Below are 25,778 nucleotides of genomic sequence, written 5' to 3' on the forward strand. Positions count from 1 at the left end.
CACCATGACCCAGTCGTCAGTGGAGCCGAAGACCGTCGCCGAAGACGCGGGACCCGGTTCCCGCGTTCCCGCCGGACGGTCTTGGCTCGACCGGTACTTTCACATCACCCACAGAGGATCGACGGTCGCGAAGGAAGTGCGCGGCGGCGTCACGACCTTCATGGCCATGGCGTACATCCTCCTGCTCAACCCGCTGCTGCTCGGCGGCCCCGACGCGAACGGCGACAAGCTCAGCCAGCCCGCGCTCATCACCGCCACCGCTCTCGCCGCAGCGGTCACCACGCTGGCGATGGGTTTCATCGGCAAGGTACCGCTCGCCCTCGCGGCCGGCCTGAGCGTCGCGGGCGTCATCTCCACGCAGGTCGCCCCGGACATGTCCTGGGCACAGGCCATGGGCATGTGCGTCATCTACGGCGCGGTGATCTGCCTCCTGGTGGTCACCGGTGTCCGCGAGATCATCATGAACGCCATCCCGCTGGCGCTGAAGCACGGCATCACGATGGGCATCGGCCTCTTCATCGCGATCATCGGCTTCGTCAAGGCCGGCTTCGTCGGCCCCGGTGAGGCCGGCGGCCCCGTCACCCTCGGTGTCGGCGGTTCGCTCACCGGCTGGCCGGTCGCGATCTTCTCCATCACCCTGCTGCTGATCTTCATGCTCCAGGCGCGGAAGGTCCCCGGCGCGATCCTGATCGGCATCGTCGTCGGCACGATCATCTCGGTCACGGCCACCGCCGCCGGGCTGATCAAGGAGTCCGCGTGGGGCGCCGCCCCGCCGGTCCTGCACGGCAGCCCGGTCTCCATGCCGGACTTCTCGCTCTTCGGCATGGTCGAGTTCGGCGGCTGGTCGGACCTCGGGTACACCACCGTCTCGATGATCGTCTTCACCCTGGTGCTGGCCGGCTTCTTCGACGCCATGGCGACGATCATCGCCGTCGGCCAGGAGGCCAAGCTCGCCGACGCCCAGGGCCGGATGCCCGGCCTCAGCAAGGCCCTGTTCATCGACGGCGCCGGCGGTGCCATCGGCGGTGTCTCCGGAGCCTCCGGCCAGACGGTCTTCATCGAGTCCGCCACGGGCGTCGGCGAAGGCGCGCGTACCGGCCTGTCGGCCACGGTCACCGGCCTGTTCTTCGCCGCGTGCCTGTTCTTCACCCCGCTCACCCAGCTCGTCCCGGGCCAGGTCGCCTCGGCCGCCCTGGTGGTCATCGGCGCGATGATGCTCCAGAACGCCCGGCACGTGGACTGGACCGACTGGTCCGTCGCCGTCCCCGTCTTCCTGACGATCGTCCTGATGCCGTTCACGTACACCATCACCACCGGTGTCGGCGCGGGCGTCATCGCCTACTGCGCCATCAAGGCGGCCCAGGGCAAGTGGCGGGAGCCGAGCATCCTGATGTGGGTGCTGTCCGCGGTGTTCATCTTCTACTTCGCCACGGGTACCGCGCACTGACGGGACCCCCTCACACATCCGCATCCGCAAGGAACCCGTAAGGAGACCGACATGCTGGACATCGCCGAGCAGCTTCACCGGTGGGTCGAGCAGGGACGTGACTTCGCCGTCGCCACCGTGGTGGCCGTCGGCGGCAGCGCGCCCCGCCTGCCGGGCGCCGCGCTCGCCGTCGACAGCGAGGGCACGGCGATCGGATCGGTCTCCGGCGGATGTGTCGAGGGGGCCGTGTACGACCTGTGCCGGCAGGCGCTGGAGGACGGCGAAACCGTCCTGGAGCGCTTCGGCTACAGCGACGAGGACGCTTTCGCGGTCGGTCTGACCTGCGGCGGCATCATCGACATCCTCGTCACCCCGGTCCGCGGCGGGGTCTACCCCGCCGCCCTCGGAGCCGCCGCCGGAGGGGAGGCGGCGGCTCTGGCCCGGATCACCGAGGGCCCGGCCGGCCTGATGGGCCGCGCCCTGCTCGTCCACCCCGACGGGACCTACGAGGGCGGCCTCGGCGGTCACCCCGAGCTGGACCGGACCGCGGCGGCCGAGGCGGGCGCCATGCTCGACGCCGGCCGCACCGGCACGGTCACCATCGGCGAGGACGGCTCGCGCTGCGGGCAGCCGCTCACCCTGCTGGTCGAGTCCAGCGTCCCCGCCCCGCGCATGATCGTCTTCGGCGCCATCGACTTCGCGGCGGCGCTGGTACGCGTGGGGAAGTTCCTCGGTCACCACGTCACCGTCTGCGACGCCCGCCCCGTCTTCGCCACCCCCGCCCGCTTCCCCGAGGCCGACGAGGTCGTCGTGGCCTGGCCGCACGAGTACCTGGAGCGCACCGCCGTCGACGGCCGCACCGTGCTGTGCGTGCTCACCCACGACGCCAAGTTCGACGTGCCCCTGCTGGAGCGGGCCCTGAAGCTTCCCGTCGCGTACATCGGCGCGATGGGCTCCCGCCGCACCCACGAGGACCGCAACAAGCGGCTGCGCGAGGTCGGCGTCACCGAACGGGAGCTGGCCCGGCTGCGCTCCCCGATCGGCCTCGACCTCGGCGCCCGCACGCCGGAGGAGACCGCGCTGTCCATCGGCGCGGAGATCGTCGCCAGCCGGCGCGGCGGCAGCGGGGTCTCCCTGACCGGCGCCCACACCCCCATCCACCACGACGGCCCCGACGCCGGCCGCCGCGGCCACCTGGGCTCGGTGGCCTGACGGCCGCCGTGCCCCGGCGAGGACCAGCGTCCGGCGCGGGCTCTCGGAGGCGTACGGGGCGGGGGACAACCCCCGGGAGAAGACTCCGGGAAACTCCCGTGACCTGTCCGTTATCCGGCGACTAAAGTCCGGGACATGGACATCCGCGACGTGCCCGAGGCCCATGTCGACCGGGCCTTGGAGCTCGTGTACCTGGTCTTCCACGACAACCCCGGCGAGGAGAAGCGCAAGCACCACCGGGAGCTGGTCCTCGGCTGCGAGCGGATCGGCGCCTACGACGGCGACACCCTGGTCGGCTTCCTCGCCGCCCACCGCTTCCGCCTCTCCGTGCCCGGCGGCGACCTGCCGTGCCCCGGGCTCACCTTCGTCTCCGTCGCGCCCACCCACCGCCGGCGGGGCGTGCTCTCCGCGATGATCGCCGAGCTGTTCCGGCGCGGTACGCGGCACGGCCGGCCGCTCGCCGCGCTCTGGGCGTCCGAGGACGCCATCTACGGCCGCTTCGGCTTCGGCCCCGCCACCGAGGGCCTCACCGTCGAGATCGACTCCCGGCGCCCGCTCGCCCTCCGCCTCCCGCCCGACGAGCGCCCCCTGCGGCTGATCGACCCGGCGGACGCCCCCGCCGCCGTCGGGCCGTACTTCGACGCCACCCGGGCAGCCCGGGCCGGCCGCATCGCCCGGGACGCCGAGCGCTGGACCGGCGAGTGGCTGGTGGACGAGGACGAGGAGGACGACGAGCTGTCCCCGCCGCGGATCGTCGCCCTGGGCGCCGAGGGCGAGCCCCTCGCCGGGTACGCGGTCTACCGCACCAAGTCCGGCGGCGACGACCCCGCCCGGCCCGGCCTCGTCCGGGTCGACGAGCTGGAGGCGGACGACGCCGCCGGGGCGGCGGCCCTCTGGCGGTACCTGTGCTCCCTCGACCTCACCGGCACCGTCCGCGCCTGGGGCCGGCCCGTGGACGACCCGCTGCTGCTGTTCGCCGCCGACCGCGACCAGGTCCGGGTCACCGGACGGTACCCGGGGCTCTGGGTGCGGCTGGTCGACGTCCCGGCGGCGCTCACCGGCCGCGCCTGGGCCGCCCCCGTCGACCTCGTCCTGGCCGTCGAGGACGAGCACCTTCCCGCCAACACCGGGCGCTTCCGCCTCACCGCGGATCCCGCCTCCCGGGCCTGCGCCCCGACGGGCGACGCCCCCGACCTCAGCTTCGCCGTCCGGGACCTGGCCGCCTGCTACCTGGGCGGTACGGAGGTGGGGGCGCTGGTCCGCGCGGGCCTGGTCACCGAGCACACCGAGGGCGCCGCCGCCCGCCTCGACGCCGCCCTGCGCACCGCCCTCGCGCCCGGCACCGGGGACGAGTTCTGACGGGTGCGGCCGGCCGGTGACGGGAACCCGCCACTTCCCCGCCGGGAGCCCGGCGCACCGGTGCGCCGGGCCCGCCCAGCCGCGATGATGGTGCGTTCCCGCACCGTCCCGCGCCCCGTGCCGTCCCGCGTCGTCCCCGCGGACGCGACCGAGAGGTGGTTGTCCGTTGCGCACTGTCGGAGTGGAGGAGGAACTCCTCCTGGTGGACCCGCGGAGCGGTGAGCCGCGCGCCGTCGCCACCGCCCTGCTCGCCGCCGCGGACCGGGCCAGCCGGGGCCGCCCCCATGCCTTCACCAAGGAACTCCACGGCCAGCAGGTGGAGTTCGCCACCCACCCGCAGACCGGTATGAAGGAGCTCGGCGCCGAGATCGAGCGCTGCCGGGCCGAGGCCGCGCGGCACGCGGCCGAGGCGGGGGCCGCCGTCGCCGCGCTGGCCACCTCGCCGCTGCCCGCCGGCCCCGCCCTCACCCGCGACGCCCGCTACCACTGGATCCGGGAGCAGTTCGGGCTCACCGCCCTCGAACAGCTCACCTGCGGCTGCCACGTCCATGTGTCCGTGACCTCCGACGAGGAGGGCGTCGGCGTGCTGGACCGGATACGGCCCTGGCTGCCGGTGCTGCTCGCGCTGAGCGCCAACTCGCCCTTCTGGCAGGGCCAGGACAGCGGCTACCACAGCTACCGCGCCCGGGTCTGGAGCCGCTGGCCGTCCTCGGGCCCGGTCGAGCCGTTCGGCTCGGCCCGCCGCTACCACCAGCGGGTACGGGACCTGCTGGACACCGGCATCCTCCCCGACGAGGGCATGGTCTACTACGACGCCCGGCTCTCCCGCCACTACCCGACCGTCGAGGTCCGGGCCGCCGACGTCTGCCTCGACGCGTCCACCACCGTCCTGCTCGCCGCCCTGACCCGCGCCCTGGTGGACACCGCGGCCCGCCGGTGGCGTGCGGGCGAGCCCCCCGCCGGCCACGGCGTCGGCGTCCTGCGCGCCGCCGCCTGGCGGGCCGGCCGCTCCGGCGTCGACGGCGAGCTGCTGCACCCGCTCACCATGCGGCCCGCCCCCGCCCGCACGGTCGCGCACGCGCTGCTCGCGCACACCGAGGAGGCCCTCGACGACAACGGCGACCTCGACCTCGCCCGGCAGGGCCTCGCGGAGCTGCTCGCCGGGGGCAACGGCGCCCGCGTCCAGCGCGGGCTGCTGCGCCGCACCGGGAGCCTCGGCGAGGTCGTCGCCGCCTGCGTGCGCCGCACCCAGGAGGGCCCGCGCTGACCCGCGCACGGCCACTCGGCCGCGCCCGCCGGCCACCCGGCCCGGCCACCCGGCCCCCGGGCGGGCCACCCGGCCACCCCCCCCGCCCGGCCGGGGCCCCGGCGGCCGGAGGGCATGAACCGGCGGGTCGCGGGCAGGAGCCGGGGGCGCCGGGACCGCCCCGGTGCGTCACCGCCCTGCCGTCCGGTGGCCGCAGCCGCCGTCGCCGTACCGCCCGAGGAGCCACCGCACGTGTTCACCCGCCCCGCCCCCGCCGCGTCCCCGATCTACGACCAGCTCGTGGAGGAGCACGGCGACGTACTGGGCGACGCCCGGAAGCTCGCCGAGATCACCCACCAGCAGGCCGAGCGGCTCCTCGCCCCCGCCCACCACCCGGACGAGGCCCCCGGCCGGCCCGAGTAGCCCCCGGCGCCGCACCCCCGCGCCGCCCGGAATGCCGGGATGTGTGACCTGATCCAGGCTGGATACGCGATCAGTCGTACAGGATCCGGAGCGGCACGACGGGAGCCACGCCAATGGGAGCCGAGAACGAGATGGGCGACGACGTCTACCAGCCGGACGACGCCGAGGGCCGGGAGGACGACGGCATCCTCGACCCCGAGGACACGCTGTCGGACCGCGAGGCCGACCCGTACGACGAGGGCTATTCCCCGCCCGAGCGGCCCCTCGCCGTCAACCACGTCGGCACGACCGCACGCGAGCAGCGCGAGGGTGAGACGCTGGACCAGCGCCTGTCGGAGGAGGTGCCCGACCCGGCCCTCCAGGAGCCCGACGACTCCAACGGCATCGGCGACCTCCCCGGCGGCGACGGCGAGCCCATCGACGACCAGGTCGGCCGTGAGCGCTCCGGCCGCCTCGTCGCCCCCGACGAGGGCGTGCGCGAGGACGACGAGAAGGACGTCGTCGCCCGGGACGTCGGCATCGCCGGAGCCGCCGCGTCCGCCGAGGAGGCGGCGATGCACACCGTCCCCGACGAGGGCGACGAGCTCCGCTGATGGACACCGCCGCCACCGACACGACCGCGCCCGCCGGCGGCCCGGACGCCACCCGCTCCACCGTCACCCTCCAGGTGAACGGCGAGCCCCGGCGGCTGGAGGTCGACCACCGCGCCACCCTCCTCGACGTGCTGCGCGAGCGCCTCGGGCTGACCGGCGCCAAGAAGGGCTGCGACCACGGGCAGTGCGGGGCCTGCACGGTCCTCCTCGACGGGCGGCGCGCCAACAGCTGCCTGCTGCTCGCGGTCGCCCAGGACGGGTCGGAGGTCATCACCGTGGAGGGCCTGGCGGCCGACGGCGAGCTGCACCCCGTCCAGCAGGCATTCCTCGACCGGGACGCCTTCCAGTGCGGGTACTGCACCCCCGGCCAGCTGTGCTCGGCCGTCGGCGTCTTCGCCGAGGCCGCCGCCGGGCACCCCTCCCACGTCACCGACCCCGCGCGGCCGTCCGGCCAGGGGCCCGTGGAACTGACGCCCGCCGAGATCCGGGAGCGGATGAGCGGCAACCTGTGCCGCTGCGGGGCGTACCCCAACATCGTCGCCGCCGTGGAGGACGTGACCCGGTGAAGCCCTACGCGTACGTCCGCGCCCGCACCGTCGAGGAGGCCACGGCCGCCCACGCGGCCCGCCCCGGTGCCCGGTACCTCGCCGGCGGCACCAACCTCGTCGACCTGATGAAACACGGCGTCGAGACGCCCGGCACGCTCGTCGACGTCGGCCGTCTGCCGCTCGACACCGTCGAGGAGCTGCCCGGCGGCGCGCTGCGGGTCGGCGCCACCGTGCGCAACAGCGACCTCGCCGCCCACCCGCTGGTGCGCGACCGGTACCCCGTCCTGTCGCAGGCGCTGCTCGCCGGCGCGTCCGGGCAGCTGCGGAACATCGCCACCACCGGCGGGAACCTCCTCCAGCGCACCCGCTGCCCCTACTTCCAGGACACCGCCAAGCCCTGCAACAAGCGGGAGCCCGGCACCGGCTGCGGCGCGCGCGACGGCGTCCACCGCGACCACGCCGTCCTCGGCCACTCGCCGCACTGCATCGCCACCCACCCCTCCGACATGGCCGTCGCCCTCGCCGCCCTCGACGCCACCGTCGAGCTGCACGGCCCCGGCGGCGAACGGTCCGTGCCGGTCACCGGCTTCCACCGGCTGCCCGGCGACCACCCGGAGGACGACACCGTCATCCGGCCGGGCGAGCTGATCACCGCCGTCGTCCTGCCGCCCGGCGGGGACGGCCGGGTGTCGGCGTACCGCAAGGCCCGCGACCGCGCCTCGTACGCCTTCGCGCTCGCCTCCGTGGCCGCCGTCCTCGCCCTGGACGCCGATGGCACCGTCCGCGACGTCCGCCTCGCCTTCGGCGGCCTCGCCCACCGCCCGTGGCGCGCCCGCCTCGCCGAGGCCGCCCTGCTGGGCACCGCCCCCACCGAGCAGGCCGTCGCCCACGCGGTGGAGACCGAACTCGGCGCCGCCAGGCCCCTGCGGGACAACGCCTACAAGGTGCCGCTCGCCCGCAACCTCGCCCGCGACGTCCTGTCCGGCCTGGCCGCCGCCGCCCGGCCCTGACGCCCCGCCCGGCAGACCGCGATGCACCGGGAGCCCGCCGCCACGACCGAGAGGCCGCGATGAACCGCAAGACCGCGACGTACCCCACCCACGTCCGGGTGCCCGGGGCGCCCGCCCCCGCCCTCGGCGCGGCCCACGAACGCCTCGAAGGCCGCGACAAGGTCACCGGCGCCGCCCGGTACGCCACCGAGCACGCGCACACCCCGCCCGACTGCGCCTACGCCTGGCCGGTGCCCGCCACCGTCGCCCGCGGCCGGGTCACCGGCGTGGACACCGCGGCCGCGCTCGCCGTGCCCGGCGCCGTCGCCGTCCTCACCCCCGGGACGGCACCCCGCCTCGGCGAGCCCGACGACCCCACGCTCGCCGTGCTCCAGGACACCGCCGTGCCGCACCGCGGCTGGTACGTCGCCCTCGCCGTCGCCGACACGCCCGAGGCCGCCCGGGAGACGGCGGAGGCCGTCCGCGTCACGTACGCCACCGAACCGCACGACGTCACGCTCACCGCGGACCACCCGGCCGCCTACCGGCCCGACCTCGCCAACGGCGGCCAGCCCGCCCACCGCGAGCGCGGCGACGCCGGGGCGGCCTTCGCCGCCGCGCCCGTCCGGGTCGACGCGACCTACCGCGTCCCGCCGCTGCACAACCACCCGATGGAGCCGCACGCCGCGTTCGCCCGCTGGGACGGCGAGGGGGAGGGCGCCCATCTGACGGTGTACGACTCCAGCCAGGGCGCCGGGCCGGTCCGCGCCGCCCTCGCCACCCTCCTCGGCCTCCCCGAGGACCGCGTCACCGTGGTCTCCGAGCACGTCGGCGGCGGCTTCGGCTCCAAGGGCACCCCCCGCCCGCACGTGGTCCTCGCCGCGATGGCCGCCCGCCACACCGGCCGGCCGGTGAAACTCGCCCTGCCGCGCAACCACCTGGCGGCCGTGGTCGGCCACCGCGCGCCCACGATCCAGCGCGTCCGGCTGGGCGCCGCGCAGGACGGCACCCTCGTCAGCGTCGGCCACGAGGTCGTCACCCACACCTCGCACGTCAAGGAGTTCGTGGAGCAGGCGGGCGTCCCCGCCCGCGTCATGTACGCCTCGCCGCACGGGCTCACCGACCACCTGGTCGTCCCCCTCGACGTCCCCAGCCCCTCCTGGATGCGCGCCCCCGGCGAGGCACCCGGGATGTACGCGCTGGAGTCGGCCATGGACGAACTGGCCGGCGCCCTCGGCATCGACCCCGTCGAGCTGCGCCTGCGCAACGAGCCCGCCACCGAGCCGGACAGCGGCCTGCCCTTCAGCAGCCGCAATCTGGCCGCCTGCCTGCGCGAGGGCGCCCGCCGCTTCGGCTGGAACGACCGCGACCCCCGCCCCGCCGTCCGCCGCGAGGGCACCTGGCTCACCGGGACCGGCGTGGCCGCGGCCACCTACCCGGTCCTCGTCTCGCCGTCCACCGCCTCCGTCACCGCGCTCCACGACGGCCGCTTCGACGTCCGCGTCAACGCCACCGACATCGGCACCGGCGCCCGGACCGTCCTCGCCCAGATCGCCGCGGAGGCCCTCGGCACGACGGTCGGCTCCGTCATCATCGGCATCGGCAGCACCCGGCTGCCCGCCGCCCCGCTCGCCGGCGGCTCGTCGGGCACGGCCTCCTGGGGCTGGGCCGTCCACCTCGCCGCCAGCCGCCTCGCCGGGCGGCTCGCCGGACACACCGGTCCGCTGCCCGCCGAGGGGCTGACCGCGTCCGCCGACACCACCGAGGAGACCGGCCGGGACGTGCCCTTCGCCCGGCACGCCTTCGGCGTCCACTTCGCGGAGGTGCGGGTCGACACCGTCACCGGCGAGGTCCGGGTGCGCCGGATGCTCGGCGTGTACGCGGCCGGGCGCATCCTCAACCCCCGTACCGCCCGCTCCCAGTTCATCGGCGGGATGGTCATGGGGCTCGGGATGGCCCTGACCGAGCACAGCACCCTCGACCCGGCGTCCGGGGACTTCGCCGAACGGGACCTCGCCTCCTACCACGTACCGAGCCACGCCGACGTGCCGGACATCGACGCGCACTGGGTGGAGGAGCACGACCCGCACCTCAACCCGATGGGCAGCAAGGGCATCGGGGAGATCGGCACCGTGGGCTCCCCGGCCGCCATCGCCAACGCCGTCCACCACGCCACCGGCGTCCGCTTCCGGGAACTGCCCCTCACCCCCGACCGGGTGCTGACCGCCCTGGCCTGACCCGTCACCGGCACGGGTCCCCCGCCGCTGGCCAATACGAGTGACGTCTGCCGCTGCGCGCACCCAAAGCACCGGCGGCCGCCCCGCGACCGCATAGCGTGCCGGGGTCGGCAAGGGGGCACTTTGCCGCGCGTCCTGCTCGTACGTGTCGATGACGAGGGATTCGTATGGTGACGACGACGACGGAGCCGGCCGCCCCGGTACCGGGCGCCCGGGCGCGGCGCGGGCGGGGCCGCGTGGTGGTGGCCTGGCTGACCACGACGGACCACAAGAAGATCGGGAACCTCTACCTGGCGACGTCGTTCGGCTTCTTCCTCCTGGCCGGCGCGCTCGCCCTGGTGATGCGGGCCGAACTCGCCCGGCCCGGTATGCAGTTGATCTCCATGGAGCAGTACAACCAGGCGTTCACCCTGCACGGCACCGTGATGCTGCTGCTGTTCGCCACCCCCACCTTCGCCGGGTTCGCCAACGCGGTCATGCCGCTGCAGATCGGTTCGCCGGACGTCGCCTTCCCCCGGCTGAACATGTTCTCGTACTGGCTGTTCCTCTTCGGCGGCCTCATCGTCGTCGGCAGCCTGCTCACCCCCGACGGCAGTGCCGACTTCGGCTGGACGGCCTACGCGCCGCTCAACAGCCTGGAACGCACCCCGAGCCTGGGCGGCGACCTGTGGATCATGGGGCTCGCGCTGTCGGGCTTCGGCACCATCCTCGGCGCGGTCAACTTCATCACCACCATCATCGGGATGCGCGCCCCCGGCATGACGATGTTCCGGATGCCGATCTTCACCTGGAACGTCCTGCTCACCTCGGTCCTGGTGCTGCTGGCCTTCCCGGTGCTCGCCGCCGCGCTGCTCTGCCTGGAGGCCGACCGCCGCTTCGGCTCCCACATCTTCGACGCCGCCAACGGCGGGGCGCTGCTGTGGCAGCACCTCTTCTGGTTCTTCGGCCACCCCGAGGTCTACATCCTGGCGCTGCCGTTCTTCGGCGTGGTGACCGAGATCCTGCCGGTCTTCTCCCGCAAGCCGCTCTTCGGCTACATCGGGCTGGTCGGCGCCACCATCGCCATCACCGGCCTGTCGGTGGTCGTGTGGGCGCACCACATGTTCGCCACCGGGGCGGTGCTGCTGCCGTTCTTCTCCTTCATGAGCTTCCTGATCGCCGTGCCGACCGGGGTGAAGTTCTTCAACTGGATCGGCACCCTGTGGCGCGGCTCGCTCAGCTTCGAGACACCGATGCTGTGGGCCATCGGCTTCCTCGTCACCTTCCTCTTCGGCGGCCTCACCGGGGTGATCCTCGCCTCGCCCCCGATGGACTTCCACGTCACCGACTCGTACTTCGTCGTCGGCCACTTCCACTACGTCGTCTTCGGCACCGTGGTGTTCGCGATGTTCGCCGGATTCCACTTCTGGTGGCCGAAGATGACCGGCACCATGCTGGACGAACGCCTGGGGAAGATCCACTTCTGGACCCTCCTCGTCGGCTTCCACATGACCTTCCTCGTCCAGCACTGGCTGGGCGCCGAGGGCATGCCCCGGCGGTACGCCGACTACCTCGCCGCCGACGGCTTCACCGCCCTCAACACCCTGTCGACGGTCGGCTCCTTCCTTCTCGGGCTGTCCACCCTCCCGTTCCTCTACAACGTCTGGAAGACCGCCACCAGCGGCCGGCGGATCGACGTGGACGACCCCTGGGGATACGGCCGCTCCCTGGAGTGGGCCACCTCCTGCCCGCCGCCCCGCCACAACTTCACCGCGCTGCCCCGCATCCGCTCCGAGTCGCCCGCCTTCGACCTGCACCACCCGGAGATCACCGCCGCGGAGAAGGCCCACACGGGGGGCCGCCGGGACGTCGTGGAACCCGGCCGGGGCATCGCCTCCCCGCCCGGCAGCCCCGACGAGCCCGGCGAGGGCCACGTCTGAGCCGGGCCCCGGCCGGCGGCGCTACGCGTCGTGCGTCGTGGCCAGCGCCCGTACCACCTCGGCGTCCGTGAGCTGCGCGAAGTCGTCGTACCACTGGCCCACGGCCTCGAAGTACGGCGGCTGGTACAGGTACACGATCTCGTCCGCCTCACCGCGCAGCGCCGTGAGCGCCTGGCCCGAGCACACCGGCACCGCCAGCAGCAGCCGCGCCGGACCCGACGCCCGTACCGCCCGCAGCGCCGCCCGCGCCGTGGCGCCCGTGGCCAGCCCGTCGTCCACCACCACGACCGTGCGCCCGCGCAGCCGGGGCGCGGGCCGGCCGCCCCGGTACAGCTCCTCCCGGCGGCGCAGCTCCGCCCGCTCCGCCTCGACCCGCGCGGCCAGCCGCTCCGGCGCCAGCCCCAGCACCGCCAGCGCCCGCTCGTCGAAGACCGGCGGCCGGTCCCCGGCCAGGGCCCCTATGCCCACCTCCGGGTTGTACGGCGCGCCGATCTTGCGGACGACCAGCACGTCCAGCGGGGCGTGCAGCGCCGCGGCGATCTCCGCCGCCACCGGCACGCCCCCACGCGGCAGCCCCAGCACGACCGGGTCGTCCAGCCGGCCCTGCCGCCGCCACTCGGTGAACCGGGCGGCCAGCTCACGGCCGGCCTCCCCGCGGTCCCGGAATCGCATCGTCCCGCCTCGCTTCCAGCACGCACACCGGTACGGCCGCACCGGCCGCCCCCGGACCGCCCGGGTACCCGCTCCGCGCCGGTCGTCCCGCCCCGGCCCCGCCCCGACCCCGGCCCCCGCCGCCGGGGCGGGGCCGACCGGCGTACACCCGCCCGCACCCGTACGCATGGACCGGCGCCACGGGGTATCGGCAACGGGAGAGGTGGCAGGCCGGCGTACCCAGGAAGGTGCCAGATGGACCAGGAGACCCGTACGAACCAGGAGGCGTACCGCCGCGCGGCCGACTACGTGGCCGCCGCGCTGATCTTCCTCCGGGACAACGTCCTGCTCCGCGAGCCGCTGCGCCGAGAGCACCTCAAGCCCCGGCTGCTCGGCCACTGGGGATCGTGCCCCGGCATCACCATGGTGTACACCGCCCTCAACGCCCTGGTCACCGAGCGCGGCGCGGACGTCCTCCTGGTCACCGGGCCCGGCCACGGCGCCCCCGCCAACCACGCCAACCTGTGGCTGGAGGGTACCCACGAGCACCACGACCCGGCCCTCGCCCGCACCGAGGACGGCCTGCGGGAACTCGCCCGGCGCTACTGCGCCCCCGACGGCTTCCCCAGCCACCTCTCACCCGCCGTGCCCGGCACCATCCACGAGGGCGGCGAACTGGGCTACGCCCTGTCCACCGCCTTCGGCGCCGCCCTCGACGCCCCCGGCCGGCTGGTCGCCTGCATCGTCGGCGACGGCGAGGCCGAGACCGGCCCCACCGCCGGCGCCTGGCACTCCACCAAGTTTCTCGACCCCGCCACCAGCGGCGCCGTCCTGCCCGTCCTCCACCTCAACGGCTACAAGATCTCCTCCCCGACGCTCTTCGCCACCATGACCGACGACGAGCTGACCGCGTTCTTCCGCGGCCACGGCTGGGACCCCAGGATCGTCGACGCCACCGAGGACCCCGGCAGGGTCACCGACGCCGTGCGCGACGCCCACGATGCCATCACCGGCATCCAGCGCCGAGCCAGGGAGGGCGACCCGCCCGAGCGCCCCGCCTGGCCGGTCCTCGTGCTGCGCAGCCTCAAGGGCCAGGGCGCCCCGCGCGAGGCCGGCGGGCGGCGCGTCGAGGGCACCTTCCACGCCCACCAGGTCCCGCTGGCCGCCGTCCACGACGACGACGAGCAGTTCAAGGCGCTGGAGGAGTGGCTGCGGTCCTACCGCCCCGAGGAGCTGTTCGACGAGGACGGCCGCCCCCGCCCGCACGTCCTCGCCGTCTGCCCCGAGGGCGGCCTGCGCATCGGGATGAACCCGGCCGGCGACGGCGGGGCCCTGCGCCGCCCCCTGGACCTGCCGCCCCTCGAACCGTACGCCGTCGACGTCGGCGCGGGCCCCGGCACCGCGTCGGCCAGCCCCAACCGGGTCCTCGCCGCCTGGCTCACCGAGACCATGCACCGCACCGAGACCGGCCGCGACTTCCGCATCATGTCCCCGGACGAGCTGGCGTCCAACCAGCTCGACAGCGTCCTCGGCGCCACCGGCCGCGCCTACGCCTGGCCCGTCGAGGAGTACGCCGAGGACCTCGCCCGCGACGGGCGCGTGATGGAGGTGCTGTCCGAGCACAACTGCCAGGGCTGGCTGCAGGGTTACCTCCAGACCGGCCGCCACGGCCTCTTCCCGACGTACGAGGCGTTCGCCTCCGTCGTCGACAGCATGCTCAACCAGTACGCGAAGTGGCTCAAGATGTCCCAGGAGGTGCCCTGGCGCACCCCCGTCAGCAGCCTCACCTACCTGCTGACCAGCGAGGGCTGGCGCCAGGAGCACAACGGCTACAGCCACCAGGGCCCCGGCTTCATCAACAACCTGCTCACCAAGAAGAGCAGCGTCACCGGCGTCCACCTCCCGCCCGACGCCAACACGCTCCTCGTCACCATGGAGCGGCTGCTCGCCGACACCGGCAGGATCAACCTCGTCGTGGCGGGCAAGCACACCGCCGCCCAGTGGCTCGGCCTGGCCGACGCCCGGCGGCACTGCGCCGCCGGCGCCTCCACCTGGCGCTGGGCCTCCACCGCCGGCGGCGAGGACCCCGAGATCGTCCTCGCCTGCGCGGGCGGCATCCCCACCGTCGAGACCCTGGCCGCCGCCGACCTGCTGCGCCAGGACCTGCCGGACGCGCGGGTGCGGGTCGTCAACGTGGTGGACCTGTGCGTCCTGGCCCCGCCGGACCGGCACCCGCACGGCATGCCGGACGCCGACTTCCGGGAGCTGTTCGGCACCGACACGCACGTCGTGTTCGACTTCCACGGCTACCCGGCCGCCGTCCACCAACTGCTGCACGGCCGCCCGCACCCCGAGCGCTTCCACGTCCGCGGCTACGTCGAGGAGGGCACCACGACCACCCCGTACGACCTCCTCGCCAGCAACGGCGTCTCCCGGCACGACCTCGCCATCACCGCGCTCCGCCACCTGCACGGCCGGCCCGGCGCCACCGGCGACCTCGCCGCCGCCTACGCCCGCCACCGCGACCGGCTCCGCGCCGAGCTGCGCCGCACCGGGGTCGACCCGGCCGAGATCACCGACTGGAAGTGGCAGCCGTGAGGACGCGCCCCCGCCCCGGCCCCGGCGGCGGACCACCACCTGATTCAGGCCCCCGTACAGGACCTTGACACGGCGTCAGCAAGCGTGCGCGTTAGTGTGCGTGCGTGAGCCTTCATGTCGTCATAGGTTTCGGGCCCGCAGGGGCCACCACCGCACGCCTGCTCGCCGGGCGGGGACACTCCGTACGCGTCATCACCAGAACCGGCCGGAGCCCCGAGCCCGGCATCGAACACCTCGCCCTCGACGCCACCGACACCGCGCGCCTCACCGAGGCCGTGCGCGGCGCCACCGCCCTCCACGGCTGCGCCGCACCGCCCTACCCCCGCTGGACGGCCGACTGGCCGCCACTGGCCGCCTCGCTGTGCGCCGCCGCCGAGGCCACCGGCGCCGTCCTCGTCATGCTGGGCAACCTCTACGGCTACGGCCCCGTCGACCGCCCCATGACCGAGGACCTGCCGCTCGCGGCGACCGGACCCAAGGGCCGGGTGCGCGCCGCCGTCTGGGAGCGGGCCCGCGCGCTGCACGACCAGGGCCGCATCAGGGCCGTCGAGGTACGCGCCTCGGACTTCTTCGGCCCCGGGGTCACCGACGGCGGGCACCTCGCCGGCCGGGTGATGCCCCGGCTGCTGCGCGGCAAGCCGGTCTCCACGCTCGGCGACCCCGACGCCCCGCACAGCTGGACCTACCTCCCCGACGTCGCCGCCGCCCTCGCCGAGGCCGCCACCGACGAACGGGCCTGGGGCCGCGCCTGGCACATCCCCACCGCCCCCGCCCGGTCCGCCCGCGAGATGACCGAACGCCTCGCCACCCGGGCGGGCACCGCGCCCGTCCCGGTGCGCGCGCTGCCCGCGCCGCTCCTCGGCGCGCTCTCCCTGGTCTCCCCGATGATCCGCGAACTGCGGGAGGTCCGCTACCAGTTCGACCGCCCCTTCGTCGTCGACACCAGCGCCTGGGAGGCCACCTTCACCACCCGCGCCACCCCGGTGGAGCGGCAGATCGACGAGACGGTCGCCTGGTGGCGTGAGCGGCTGGGCGACGGCCGGTGACCACCACGACCGCGCGGCACGGCCATGCCGGCGACATCGCCGTCGTCGGCATGGCGTGCCGCTTCCCCGGCGCCCGCGACCTCACCGCGTACTGGCGGCTGCTGCGGGAGCCGCGACCCCAGTTCGCCCCCGTCCCCGCCTCCCGGTGGCTCACCGGGCCCTTCCTCGGCGGCGACCCCCGCGACCCGTCGTCGGCCTACACCGACACCATGGCCCTGCTGCCCGACGTGGACCGCTTCGACGCCGCCCACTACGGCATCCCGCCGCGCCGGGCCGCCGCCATGGACCCCCAGGCCCGGCTGCTGATCGACCTCGCCCGCGAGGCGATCCAGGACGCCGGCTGGGAGGCCGGCGGCTTCGACCGCGAGGAGACCTCGGTCATCACCTCGCTCACCGAGAGCGGCTACCGCGAGATCAGCACCCTGCGGATACGGATGCGGCAACTGGCCGCGGGCGAGTTCGGCACCCGGGCGGCCGGCCCCGGCCTCACCGGCGCAGCCCGGGCCGTCCCCGGCCTGCACGGCACCTCGGTGGCGGGCCTCCTGCTCAACATGGGCCCCAACACCGTCAGTTCGGTGCTCGACCTGCACGGCGAGAGCTACGCCCTGGACTCGGCCTGCTCCGGCGGCCTCATGGCGGTCGCCAACGCCGTCCACGCGCTGCGCGCCGGCCGCTGCCGCATCGCGCTCGCCGGCGGCGCCCAACTCCACATCACCCCCGACCTGCTGGTGGGGCTGTGCCGGATCGGCGCCATCTCCCGCAGCGGCCGGTGCCTGCCGTTCGGCGCGCAGGCCGACGGCTTCGTGCTGGGGGAGGGCGCCGGGATGCTGGTGCTCCGCCCGCTGGCCGACGCCCTCGCGGACGGCGACCGGGTGTACGCGGTGATCCGGGGCGTCGGCACCGCCAACGACGGCACCGTGCACGGCGGGATGCACCCGCGCGCCGCCGGCCAGCTGCGGGCACTGCGCCGCGCCTACCGGGACGCGGGGCTGCCGCCCGGCGCGGTGGACTACCTGGAGGCGCACGGCACCGGGACCACCGTCGGCGACCCGGTCGAGCTCGGGGTCCTGCGCGAACTGCGCGGCGAGGACGCCGCTCCCGCCCTGCTCGGGGCCGTCAAGGCGGTGGTCGGGCACGCGCTCAACGCGGCCGGGCTCGCCGGGCTGATCAAGACGGTGCTGGCCCTGCACCGGGGCGTGGTCCCGCCGCAGCCCGGCTTCGACGCGGCCGACCCCGCCGCGCTGGAGGCGGCGCGGCTCACCGTCCCCGGGGCGCCGGTCCCCTGGCCGGCCGCCGGACGGCCGCGCCGGGCCGGGGTGAGCGCCTTCGGCTTCGGCGGCACCGGGGTGCACCTCGTGGTGGAGGAGTACGCCGCGGAGCCCGCGCCCCCGGTACCGGCGGGCGGGCCGCACCGGCTGGAGCTGAGCGCCGGGGACCGCGCCGGGCTGGAGCGATACGCCCGGGACCTCGCCCGGGTGCTGGACGAGGACCGGCCGCCGCCGGCCCGGGTGGCGGACACCCTCGCCCGCCGGGCCGCCCTGCCGGAGCGGCTGTCGGTGCTGGTGGAGGACGCCGCCGGGGCCGGGGACGCGCTGCGGGCGGCGGCGGACGCGCTGGCGGCGGGCTCTCCGGCGGCTGGCCCGGGCGCCGTGGCGGCCGTCCCGGGCGTCGAGGCGGGCGCCGGGGCGGGTACGGCCCCCGGGGTCGCGGGTGGGCGGCTGCCACCGTGCACGCTGCCCCCGAGCCCGCTCGCGCCCCGCCGCCACTGGGTGGTGGACGAGGCCGCGCGCGAGGCGGCGCACGAGCCCCCGCCCGGCGCGGAGGCCGTGCCCGCCGTACCGGCACCGCGGCCCGCCTCCACCGCGCCCGCGGTGTCCTCCACGTCCGCGGCGTCCGTCGTGCTCGAAGAGGTCTCCCGCGTCGGGGTCTTCCCGCTCACCGAGCTGAGCGAGCGGATGTCCCTGGTGGCCGACCTCGGCTTCGACTCCCTGATGCTGCACGAACTGGAGTCCGGTATCGCCGGCCGCGTACCGGGCTTCCGCACCGAGGAGACCGCCGGTGAGATGTACGCCCCGGGCCTCACCGTCGCCCGGCTGATCGCGCTGGCCGCACCGCACGGCGCCCGGCCGTCCGCACCCGTACCGGAGTCCATACCCGAGCCCGAACCCGAGCCCGAGCCCGTACCGGCGTACGCACCGGCCGCCGGCCCCGGCGGGGCGGATGCGGGCATCGACGGCTTCCCCGAGGTCCGGGAGTTCGAGGACCGGCTGGGCGCGGTCACCGCGAGCGGCGCGGACTTCCCGTACTTCCGGGTCCACCGGGGCACCATCCGCGACACGACGGTGATAGGCGACCGGTCCTACCTGTCCTTCGGCAGCTACAACTACCTGGGCCTGTCCGGCCATCCGGCGGTCGACGCGGCGGCGCACCGGGCGATCGAGCGCTACGGCACCTCGGTCTCCGCGAGCCGCGCCCTGTCGGGCGAGCGCGACCTGACGGTACGTCTGGAGCGTGCGCTCGCCGCGTTCCTGGGCGTACCGGACTGCCTGGCGCTGGTGAGCGGCCACGCCACCAATGTGACCGCGATCGGGCACCTCGTCGGCCCCGGGGACCTCGTCCTGCACGACGCGCTCGCCCACGACAGCATCCTCCAGGGCTGCGCCCTCTCCGGAGCGGCGCGGCGGCCGTTCGCGCACAACGACCCCGGGCACCTGGACCACCTGCTGCGGCTCAACCGCCCCCGGTTCCGGCGGGTGCTGATCGCCGTCGAGGGGGCGTACAGCATGGACGGGGACCTGGTGGACCTGCCGGCCGTGATCGCGCTGAAGAAGCGGTACGGCGCGCTGCTGATGGTCGACGAGGCGCACAGCATCGGGACGGTGGGCGGGACCGGCCGGGGCGTGGGGGAGTTCTACGGGGTCGACCGGTCCGGGGTGGACGTGTGGATGGGCACCCTCTCCAAGGCGTTCGCGAGCTGCGGCGGCTACCTCGGCGGATCGGCCCGCGCGGTGCGCTGGCTCCGGCACACCCTGCCCGGCTTCGTCTACAGCGTCGGCCTCACCCCGGCCAACGCGGCGGCCGCGCTGGCCGCCACGGAGCTGATCGCCGCCGAACCGGACCGGGTGCGCGCCCTGCGGCGCAACGCGGAGCTGTTCCTGGCCCTGGCGGCCGGGGCCGGGCTGGACACCGGCTCCAGCGCCCACACGCCCATCGTGCCGGTGCTGCTGGGCGACTCCGCCCGGACCCTGCGCGTCGCGGACCGGCTGTTCGCGCGGGGGGTCGTCGTGGACCCGATCTTCCACCCCGCCGTGGAGGAGGGGCAGGCGCGACTGCGGTTCTTCGTCACCAGCGAGCACCGCGAGGAGGACGTCCGCCGGGCGGTGGCGATCCTGGCCGAGGAGGTGGCGGCGGCCGGCTGAGGTGGCGGGGGCCGGCCGAGGGGCGGGGGTCACGGTCGCCGGTCAGATCAGAGTGCGCTCTATCCGGCTGATCATCGCGTTCTCGGCGTTCTCCGCGTTCCCCGCGGGCTCGGCGGGTGCTTCGCCGGAACCGCCCACCCGCTGGGAGAGGAGGTAGGCGATGACCTCCGCCTCCTGCTCCTGGACGTCGTCGTAGGTCGCGCGCAGGAGCATGTCGCGCACCAGGTCGGGGTCGAGGTTGGGGAAGAGGAGGCGGGCGCTCGCCTCGTCCAGCCAACCCGCCCCGCGGTGGCAGCAGATGATGTGTCCCAGCTCGTGCAAGATGATGTGCTCCTGATGCGCGCTGGTGGTGTTGGCGTCGTAGAAGATCAGGTCCTCGTCGCGGGCGGCGACCCACATCCCGCACGGGTGCGACGCGGGCATGCGCATCGGGACCAGGGTGATGGGGCGGCCCCGGATCTCGCTGAGGTGCCGGCACAGCTCGGCGACGTCGGCGGCCTGCGGCAGGTTCAGCGCGGCGAGCCGCCGGGCGCCGTCCTTGCGGAGCTTCTTGAGCCGGCTGCGGCGCTCCTGGTCGGCCGCGCGCGCCGAACGGCCGGACCTCACTCCGCCTCCGCGGGGTCGGTGACGGGCGGCAGGCCCTGCATCTGCCGGTACTGGTCCATGATGGCCGTGATGGCCTGGAGGTTCTCCTTCTTCATCCCGGCGGCCCGCATCGCCACCGAGCGGACGCCCGCCTGGCGCAGCGCCTCGATCGCGGCGATCTCGCTGAGCACGGACTCGGCGACCTCGTCGTCGAAGAAGTAGGCGACGGACACACCGAAGAAGCGCGCCAGGGCGGCGAGCAGGTCGGGGGAGGGGTTGGAGCGCTTGCCGTTCCGCAGCTGGGAGAGGTACACACCGCCGACCCGGAGGTCGGGACTGGCCCGCTTCAGCTCCTCGGCGACCTCGGCGTTGGTCCAGTGCCTGCCCTTGGGGCGCACCGTCCTGAAGAGGTTGTCCAGACGCACGGCCAGTACGGGCCGGTCGTCGGGTCCCGGCCGGTCCTCGGTCTCGGACATCGTGAAGCTCCCTCCCTCACCTCCTCGGCATAGCCCCTGGCTAATCGTCAGTTTCGCAGATTAGCGGTCAGTTGACAATCGGGCCGGACTCCGCCAACGTTGGAGCTCGCCGATAGCTGACAGCTAACTTGGCCCACGGGGGTGGCCGAGTCGGGTGCCGGTGACGTCGGCCCGGACCGGCCCTCGGGGGATGGGCCGGCCCGGTGCCGGGCGGGTGAGCGCGCCTCACCCGCCCGGCACCGGCAGGGGGGAGTACGGGCGGGCCCGCCCGGACCGGTGGGGGGACCGGCCCGGACGGGCCCGCTCACCCCGCTCACTGCTCATTCCGCGCGGCCCAGCCGGCGGTAGGCGGAGGCGACCTTGGTCAGCCAGACGACCTCCGCGTGGAAGTCGTCGGCGTCGCGGTCCTCGAAGTCGCCGTCGTCCTTGTTGTGCGCGGGCACCGTGCCCGCCCGCTTGGCCAGCAGCGCACGCCGGAGCTGCGCGGCCTCGGCGCACGCCTGGCGGTCCTCGTCACCGGCCGCGGCCCTGCCGTCCGTACCGCCGCCGTCCGTACCGCCGCCGCCCGGGGCGCAGTCGTCGGTCGTACGGTCGATGTAGGGGCGCAGGTCCCGCCAGCCGTCGCGTATCTCCACGACCCTGCGGTGCAGCCGGTAGTCCAGGTCGGACACCGCGGCGCCCGGCGGCTCCAGGACGATGTCCGGGGAGGACTCGTACAGGTCGCGCCACAGCGGGTACAGCGCCCGGTAGGAGCGGTAGCCGCGCGCCCAGTCCCGCAGCCCGGTGACCGACGCGCCCCAGGACGGCATGGTCAGGCTCAGCGAGAGCAGCACGATGCCGGCCGCGCTGAAGAGGTTCGACGCGAGCTTCCAGGCGCCGATGTCCACCCCCGCGGCGGCGGTCAGGATGTTGACCGTCCTGGCCGTGCAGTAGAGGAAGAGGACCACCGCCGCCACCGACATCAGCCGCAGCGCCTGGCGCAGCGACGCCTTGTCGGTCATCCGCGCGTACGGCCCGCACTGGCGCCAGATGGTCACGCACGGAACCGCCTGCGAGACGATGAACAGCAGGAGGTACGTGAGGATCAGCGGCCGTCCGCTGCCGGTGTCGAAGTCCGACGACGGGCGGGAGGGGCCGTCGGCGACGAAGAACAGCGCGATCAGCAGCACGTTGAGCGCGATGCCCGTGATCAGCCAGCGGCGGGACTTGCGGGCCGCCTCCTCGCCGGTGGTGGCCCAGCGCAGCAGGATGATCTGGGCGCTCACACAGAAGGCGACCGCCGCCACGTGCATGATCAGGATGGCCAGGTTGCCCACGCCCAGGAAGCTGTCGCCGCTCATGGCGACGGCCCCCATGGTGAAGGTGAGGCACTGGAGGAGCAGGGTGGCGACGAGGGTGCGGTAGGCGTCCTCCCGCCAGCTGCGCCGCACTTGGCACAGCCGGTAGACGAGCGCGGCGTAGGACGAGAGTGCCGCGATGACGAAGCAGAGGGTTCTGATGGTGTTCACGGCCTGGTTCCCTGCGGCGCCGCGCACGTCGACGCGGCGGAACGGTTCAGTCGGTGGTCTCGCCGGCGGGGACGACGAGGCCGATGCCCTCGGCCGCCACGGCGATGGCGTAGTCGAAGAAGGCGGACTCGTCGCGGACGCTGTCATGGGTGCGGCTGAAGACCTGGAACACCAGGAGGCCGACCAGACTGCTCCACAGCACGATGCCGCGCTCGATGATGTCCGAGAAGGGTGCCCCGGGCTGACCGCCGAACAGCTCCACCGCCTCCGGCAGGAGCAGCGGCGGACCGGGCACCGCCCGCTTCGGCGGGGTCAGTTCACCCGCCTCCAGCGCCGAGCGCACGATCCCGGCCAGCACGGCGGGGGTGCGCGAGGCGGGCGGGACGGTGTCCTGCGGCGCGTGGTAGCCCGGGACCGGCGAGCCGTAGATCAGGGTGAACTCGCCGGGGTTGTCGAACGACCACCCGCGCAGCGCCCTGGTGACCGCGAGGAGCCTCGCCCCCGCCGTGGCACCGGAGTTCCTCGCCGCCTCGTCGGCCCGCTCCATCGCGGCGCCCGACGCGTCGTAGGCGTCGATCACCAGAGCGGTCAGCAGGTCGTCGCGGTGCGGGAAGACGGCCCGCGCGTCCGCGAGGTCGACGCCGGCGTCCCGCGCGACGGTGTCCAGGGTCAGTCCGGCGGCACCCGCGTCCACCAGGAGCCGGCGTGCGGAGGTCTTGAGGGTTCCGGAAACGTCCATGGCCCAAACCGTACAGGTGAGCCATTCCGGTTCGGAGCGATCAAGCCACCGGCGTCCTGACGCGGCGGCGCCGCGCCGCACGGCCCGCGGACAGCGCGCCCCTGCCGCACCCGCGCCAGGCGGCGGGGGAGACCCGTACCCGCTGACTCCCGGTGGTCATCAGGGTGTTGACCGGCGCGAGCGGGTCGCCGGCCATCGCCTTGGCGAGCAGCACGGCGGCGGTCAGGGGCAGCAGCACCCCCGCGAGGGCGGCGCCGGTCCGGGCGGCCCGGCGCAGGGCGGGGCGCTGCAGGGCGGGGTGGCGCAGTACCGGGCGGTGGGGCGCGGGGCGGCGCGGGGACGCGTCGGAGTTCATGGACGCCATTGCACCGGCCGGCCCGCGGGCCGTGCATCGGGCGGCGTACTCAGACCCCGTACGGCCGTACTCAGGCGCGGTCGATGTGCACGCTGGTGGACTTGACCCGGGCGGTGGCCCGCATGCCCACCTCCAGGCCCAGCTCCTCGACGGCCTCCCGGGTCAGCAGCGACACCAGCCGGTGGGGTCCGGCCTGGATCTCGACCTGGGCCGCGACGTCGCCCAGCTTCACCGCCGTGACGATCCCGGGAAAGGCGTTGCGGGCCGTGGTGTACGAGGCGTCCTCGTCGTCCGCGCCGCCGCCGGCCAGCTCGACGGAGAACGCGGCCAGGTCCCTCCCGTCGATGAGCCGGCGGCCGGCCTCGTCGCGATGGGTCGCCACCCGCCCGGCGTCCGCCCATCGCCGCGCGGTGTCCGGGCTCACGCCGAGCAGCCGCGCCGCCTGGCCGATCGTGTAGGACTGCATGCGCGTCACGCTAGAACCGCCACCCCCGCCACCGCAATCCGGGCCGCGCCGCACCCGCGCCGAATCCGTTGGGTCAGGGTGCAGAACTGTTAGACAAGCGAAGGATATAGCTCCATAATCGTTAGTCATGGGAAAGACCTTTGAGCGCATAGACGGCCGCCTGCGCGGCTTCATCGAGCAGCAGCCCGTGTTCTTCACCGCCACGGCACCGCTCTCCGGCGACGGAACGGTCAACCTGTCCCCCAAGGGCCTCAAGGGCTCCCTGGTGGTCCTGGACGACGTCACCGTGGCCTACCTGGACTTCGCCGGCAGCAACGCCGAGACCATCGCCCACCTGCGTGAGAACGGCCGGATCACCGTGATGTGGTGCGCCTTCCAGGGGCCGCCCAGCATCGTCCGGGTGCACGGCCGGGGCGAGCCGGTCTTCCGCGACGACCCGCGCTTCCCGGAACTCCTGGCCCGGTTCCCCGGCATCGACCCGGCCGGCCACGGCCTGCGCGCCATCATCGTCGTCACCGCCGAACTGGTCCGCGACACCTGCGGGTTCGCCGTGCCCTTCATGGCGTACGAGGAGGAACGGGACCTGCACGGCCAGTACTTCGGGCGCAAGGACGACGAGGCGCTCAGCGACTACTTCACGCGCAAGGACGACATCGCCACCAGCATCGACGGCCTCCCCGGCCTGCCGCTGCCGCTCCCGCCCACCCCGGCGGGCCACGCCTCCTGACGACACGCCGCGCCACGGCGGTGGGTGCGGAGCCGCGCGTCAAGGAGCCGTCAGGGGAGGGGCGGGACGCGCAAAGAACGCGCCAGGAAGGGCGGACACACCCCCGGGCGCGGGCGGACTCTGAGCGGAGCCCGACCCGGCGCGATCCTCACGGACCACGACCGGGCCAGCGTCTCCGGTTCACTTGACCCCGCGGGTTTCGCACACGGCCCCCATCCGTGGAGGAGAGAAGGTTTGAGTACGTCAGAAGCGGTCGAAGTCCCGCCGTCCCTGGCGGAGTCGTACGCCAGAGGCTTCGGCGAGGAAGGGAGGGCCTGGATCGCCGGGCTGCCGGCCCTCGCCGCGGAACTGCTGGACCGCTGGCAGCTGACCCGGGACGGCATCGTCCGGGCGGGGGAAGCCTCCCTGGTGCTGCCGGTGCGGCGACGGCACGGCATGCGCGCGGCCCTGAAACTGCAGCTGCCCAGGGAGGAGACCACCGCCGCACTCATCGGGCTCCGCGTCTGGAACGGCGACGGGACGGTCCGGCTGCTCGACCACGACCCCGAGAGCAGCGCCATGCTCCTGGAGCGGCTGGACGCCGGCCGCACCCTGGCGTCGGTCGAGGACGACGACACCGCCATGGGCATCCTCGCCGCGCTCCACGCCCGGCTCGTGGGTGTTCCCGCGCCGCGGGGGCTGCGCCGCCTCGGCGACATCGCGACGGAGATGCTGGAGCAGGTCCCCGAGGCGGTCGCTGCGCTGGCCGACCCCGCCGACCGGCAACTCCTGCGCGGCTGGGCGTCGGTGGTGGCCGAGCTGGCCGGTGAGCCCGGAGACCGGCTCCTGCACTGGGATCTGCACTACGGCAACGTCCTCGCCGCGGAGCGTGAGCCGTGGCTCGCCATCGATCCCGAACCGCTCGCCGGGGACCCGGGGTTCGACCTCTGGCCCGCCCTGGACAGCGGGTGGGACGACCTCGCGGCGAAGGGCGAGGCGGTACGCGTGGTGCGTCGCCGCTTCGACCTGCTCACCGAGACCCTCGGCCTGGACCGCCGACGCGCGGCGGGCTGGACGCTCGGGCGGCTGCTGCAGAACGCGCTGTGGGACATCGGCGACGGCGAGACCGCTCTCGCGCCGTCCGCCGTCGCGCTCGCGGAGGCGCTGCGCGACCGCTGAGGCCGGGTACGGGGGATCGCCACGGCCGGGCCCGGCCCGGGGAGGGCTGGTCGGCGGGCACGGTCGGGTGCGGCCGACTGCGCGGTGCCCAGCCGGCC

22 protein-coding genes are annotated in these 25,778 nt (G+C 74.8%); 15 read left to right on the forward strand and 7 right to left on the reverse strand.

Features of this window, described 5'->3' with window-relative positions; translation table 11 throughout:
• The first annotated feature begins 4 nt into the window (after positions 1-4).
• The 10 genes from ACF08D_RS02190 (at position 5) to ctaD (ending at position 11,952) form a co-directional block, all read left to right on the forward strand.
• Complete coding sequence (locus ACF08D_RS02190; protein ID WP_392220583.1) at positions 5-1,447, forward strand: NCS2 family permease; 1,443 nt, start codon at positions 5-7, stop codon at positions 1,445-1,447.
• Positions 1,448-1,498: 51 nt separating this feature from the next.
• The gene (locus ACF08D_RS02195; protein ID WP_392220584.1) at positions 1,499-2,638 is read left to right on the forward strand and encodes an XdhC family protein; all 1,140 of its coding nucleotides are present in this window, start codon (positions 1,499-1,501) and stop codon (positions 2,636-2,638) included.
• Positions 2,639-2,773: 135 nt separating this feature from the next.
• Positions 2,774-3,997, forward strand: coding sequence for a GNAT family N-acetyltransferase (locus ACF08D_RS02200; protein ID WP_392220585.1), 1,224 nt, complete (start codon positions 2,774-2,776; stop codon positions 3,995-3,997).
• A gap of 166 nt (positions 3,998-4,163) precedes the next feature.
• On the forward strand, positions 4,164-5,264 hold the full coding sequence (locus ACF08D_RS02205) for a glutamate--cysteine ligase (protein WP_392220586.1): 1,101 nt from the start codon (positions 4,164-4,166) through the stop codon (positions 5,262-5,264).
• Between the two features lie 231 nt (positions 5,265-5,495).
• Positions 5,496-5,666, forward strand: a complete 171-nt coding sequence (locus tag ACF08D_RS02210) for a hypothetical protein (protein WP_392220587.1) — start codon at positions 5,496-5,498, stop codon at positions 5,664-5,666.
• A gap of 113 nt (positions 5,667-5,779) precedes the next feature.
• A complete protein-coding gene (locus ACF08D_RS02215; RefSeq protein ID WP_392220588.1) occupies positions 5,780-6,259 on the forward strand; it encodes a DUF5709 domain-containing protein in 480 nt (159 codons plus the stop codon).
• Positions 6,259-6,825 carry a (2Fe-2S)-binding protein gene (locus ACF08D_RS02220; protein WP_392220589.1) on the forward strand — a complete coding sequence of 189 codons (567 nt, stop codon included), beginning with the start codon at positions 6,259-6,261 and terminating at the stop codon, positions 6,823-6,825. The genes ACF08D_RS02215 and ACF08D_RS02220 overlap by 1 nt, the downstream gene beginning before the upstream one ends.
• Positions 6,822-7,817 carry an FAD binding domain-containing protein gene (locus ACF08D_RS02225; protein ID WP_392220590.1) on the forward strand — a complete coding sequence of 332 codons (996 nt, stop codon included), beginning with the start codon at positions 6,822-6,824 and terminating at the stop codon, positions 7,815-7,817. The genes ACF08D_RS02220 and ACF08D_RS02225 overlap by 4 nt, the downstream gene beginning before the upstream one ends.
• A 59-nt stretch (positions 7,818-7,876) precedes the next feature.
• Positions 7,877-10,033, forward strand: a complete 2,157-nt coding sequence (locus ACF08D_RS02230; protein ID WP_392220591.1) for a xanthine dehydrogenase family protein molybdopterin-binding subunit — start codon at positions 7,877-7,879, stop codon at positions 10,031-10,033.
• A gap of 167 nt (positions 10,034-10,200) precedes the next feature.
• Positions 10,201-11,952, forward strand: a complete 1,752-nt coding sequence (ctaD, locus tag ACF08D_RS02235; RefSeq protein ID WP_392220592.1) for a cytochrome c oxidase subunit I — start codon at positions 10,201-10,203, stop codon at positions 11,950-11,952.
• Positions 11,953-11,973: 21 nt separating this feature from the next.
• Here ctaD and ACF08D_RS02240 read toward each other — a convergent pair whose 3' ends face one another.
• Positions 11,974-12,624, reverse strand: coding sequence for a phosphoribosyltransferase (locus ACF08D_RS02240; RefSeq protein WP_392220593.1), 651 nt, complete (start codon positions 12,622-12,624; stop codon positions 11,974-11,976).
• Between the two features lie 234 nt (positions 12,625-12,858).
• On the opposite strand from ACF08D_RS02240, the gene ACF08D_RS02245 reads away from it, so the two are divergent.
• From ACF08D_RS02245 to ACF08D_RS02255, 3 genes are all read left to right on the forward strand, one after another.
• Positions 12,859-15,201, forward strand: coding sequence for a phosphoketolase family protein (locus ACF08D_RS02245; protein WP_392220594.1), 2,343 nt, complete (start codon positions 12,859-12,861; stop codon positions 15,199-15,201).
• A gap of 104 nt (positions 15,202-15,305) precedes the next feature.
• Complete coding sequence (locus ACF08D_RS02250) at positions 15,306-16,247, forward strand: NAD-dependent epimerase/dehydratase family protein (RefSeq protein WP_392220595.1); 942 nt, start codon at positions 15,306-15,308, stop codon at positions 16,245-16,247.
• A gap of 50 nt (positions 16,248-16,297) precedes the next feature.
• Positions 16,298-19,666: an aminotransferase class I/II-fold pyridoxal phosphate-dependent enzyme gene (locus ACF08D_RS02255; protein WP_392221187.1), complete on the forward strand. Its 3,369-nt coding sequence runs from the start codon at positions 16,298-16,300 to the stop codon at positions 19,664-19,666.
• A gap of 42 nt (positions 19,667-19,708) precedes the next feature.
• On the opposite strand, the gene ACF08D_RS02260 is transcribed toward ACF08D_RS02255, so the two are convergent.
• From ACF08D_RS02260 to ACF08D_RS02285, 6 genes are all read right to left on the reverse strand, one after another.
• Entirely contained in the window at positions 19,709-20,272 is a 564-nt protein-coding gene (locus ACF08D_RS02260; RefSeq protein ID WP_392220596.1) for a toxin, read from the reverse strand.
• Positions 20,269-20,727, reverse strand: coding sequence for a helix-turn-helix domain-containing protein (locus ACF08D_RS02265; protein WP_392220597.1), 459 nt, complete (start codon positions 20,725-20,727; stop codon positions 20,269-20,271). Before ACF08D_RS02265 ends, ACF08D_RS02260 begins: the two co-directional genes overlap by 4 nt.
• 320 nt (positions 20,728-21,047) lie before the next feature.
• Positions 21,048-22,235 (reverse strand): MAB_1171c family putative transporter, encoded by a 1,188-nt coding sequence (locus ACF08D_RS02270; protein WP_392220598.1) that lies wholly within the window; start codon positions 22,233-22,235, stop codon positions 21,048-21,050.
• Positions 22,236-22,281: 46 nt separating this feature from the next.
• A complete protein-coding gene (locus ACF08D_RS02275; RefSeq protein WP_392220599.1) occupies positions 22,282-22,974 on the reverse strand; it encodes a TetR/AcrR family transcriptional regulator in 693 nt (230 codons plus the stop codon).
• 40 nt (positions 22,975-23,014) lie between these two features.
• Positions 23,015-23,329 (reverse strand): hypothetical protein, encoded by a 315-nt coding sequence (locus tag ACF08D_RS02280; protein WP_392220600.1) that lies wholly within the window; start codon positions 23,327-23,329, stop codon positions 23,015-23,017.
• 70 nt (positions 23,330-23,399) lie between these two features.
• Entirely contained in the window at positions 23,400-23,795 is a 396-nt protein-coding gene (locus ACF08D_RS02285) for a molybdopterin-binding protein (RefSeq protein ID WP_392220601.1), read from the reverse strand.
• Positions 23,796-23,922: 127 nt separating this feature from the next.
• Here ACF08D_RS02285 and ACF08D_RS02290 point away from each other — a divergent pair, with 127 nt between their 5' ends.
• Together ACF08D_RS02290 and ACF08D_RS02295 are read left to right on the forward strand one after the other, a co-directional pair.
• Positions 23,923-24,522, forward strand: coding sequence for a pyridoxamine 5'-phosphate oxidase family protein (locus ACF08D_RS02290; protein WP_392220602.1), 600 nt, complete (start codon positions 23,923-23,925; stop codon positions 24,520-24,522).
• 234 nt (positions 24,523-24,756) lie between these two features.
• Complete coding sequence (locus ACF08D_RS02295; RefSeq protein ID WP_392220603.1) at positions 24,757-25,680, forward strand: aminoglycoside phosphotransferase family protein; 924 nt, start codon at positions 24,757-24,759, stop codon at positions 25,678-25,680.
• The last annotated feature ends 98 nt before the right edge of the window (positions 25,681-25,778 follow it).

Source organism: Streptomyces sp. NPDC015131, from assembly GCF_043079975.1.
GTDB lineage: Bacteria > Actinomycetota > Actinomycetes > Streptomycetales > Streptomycetaceae > Streptomyces.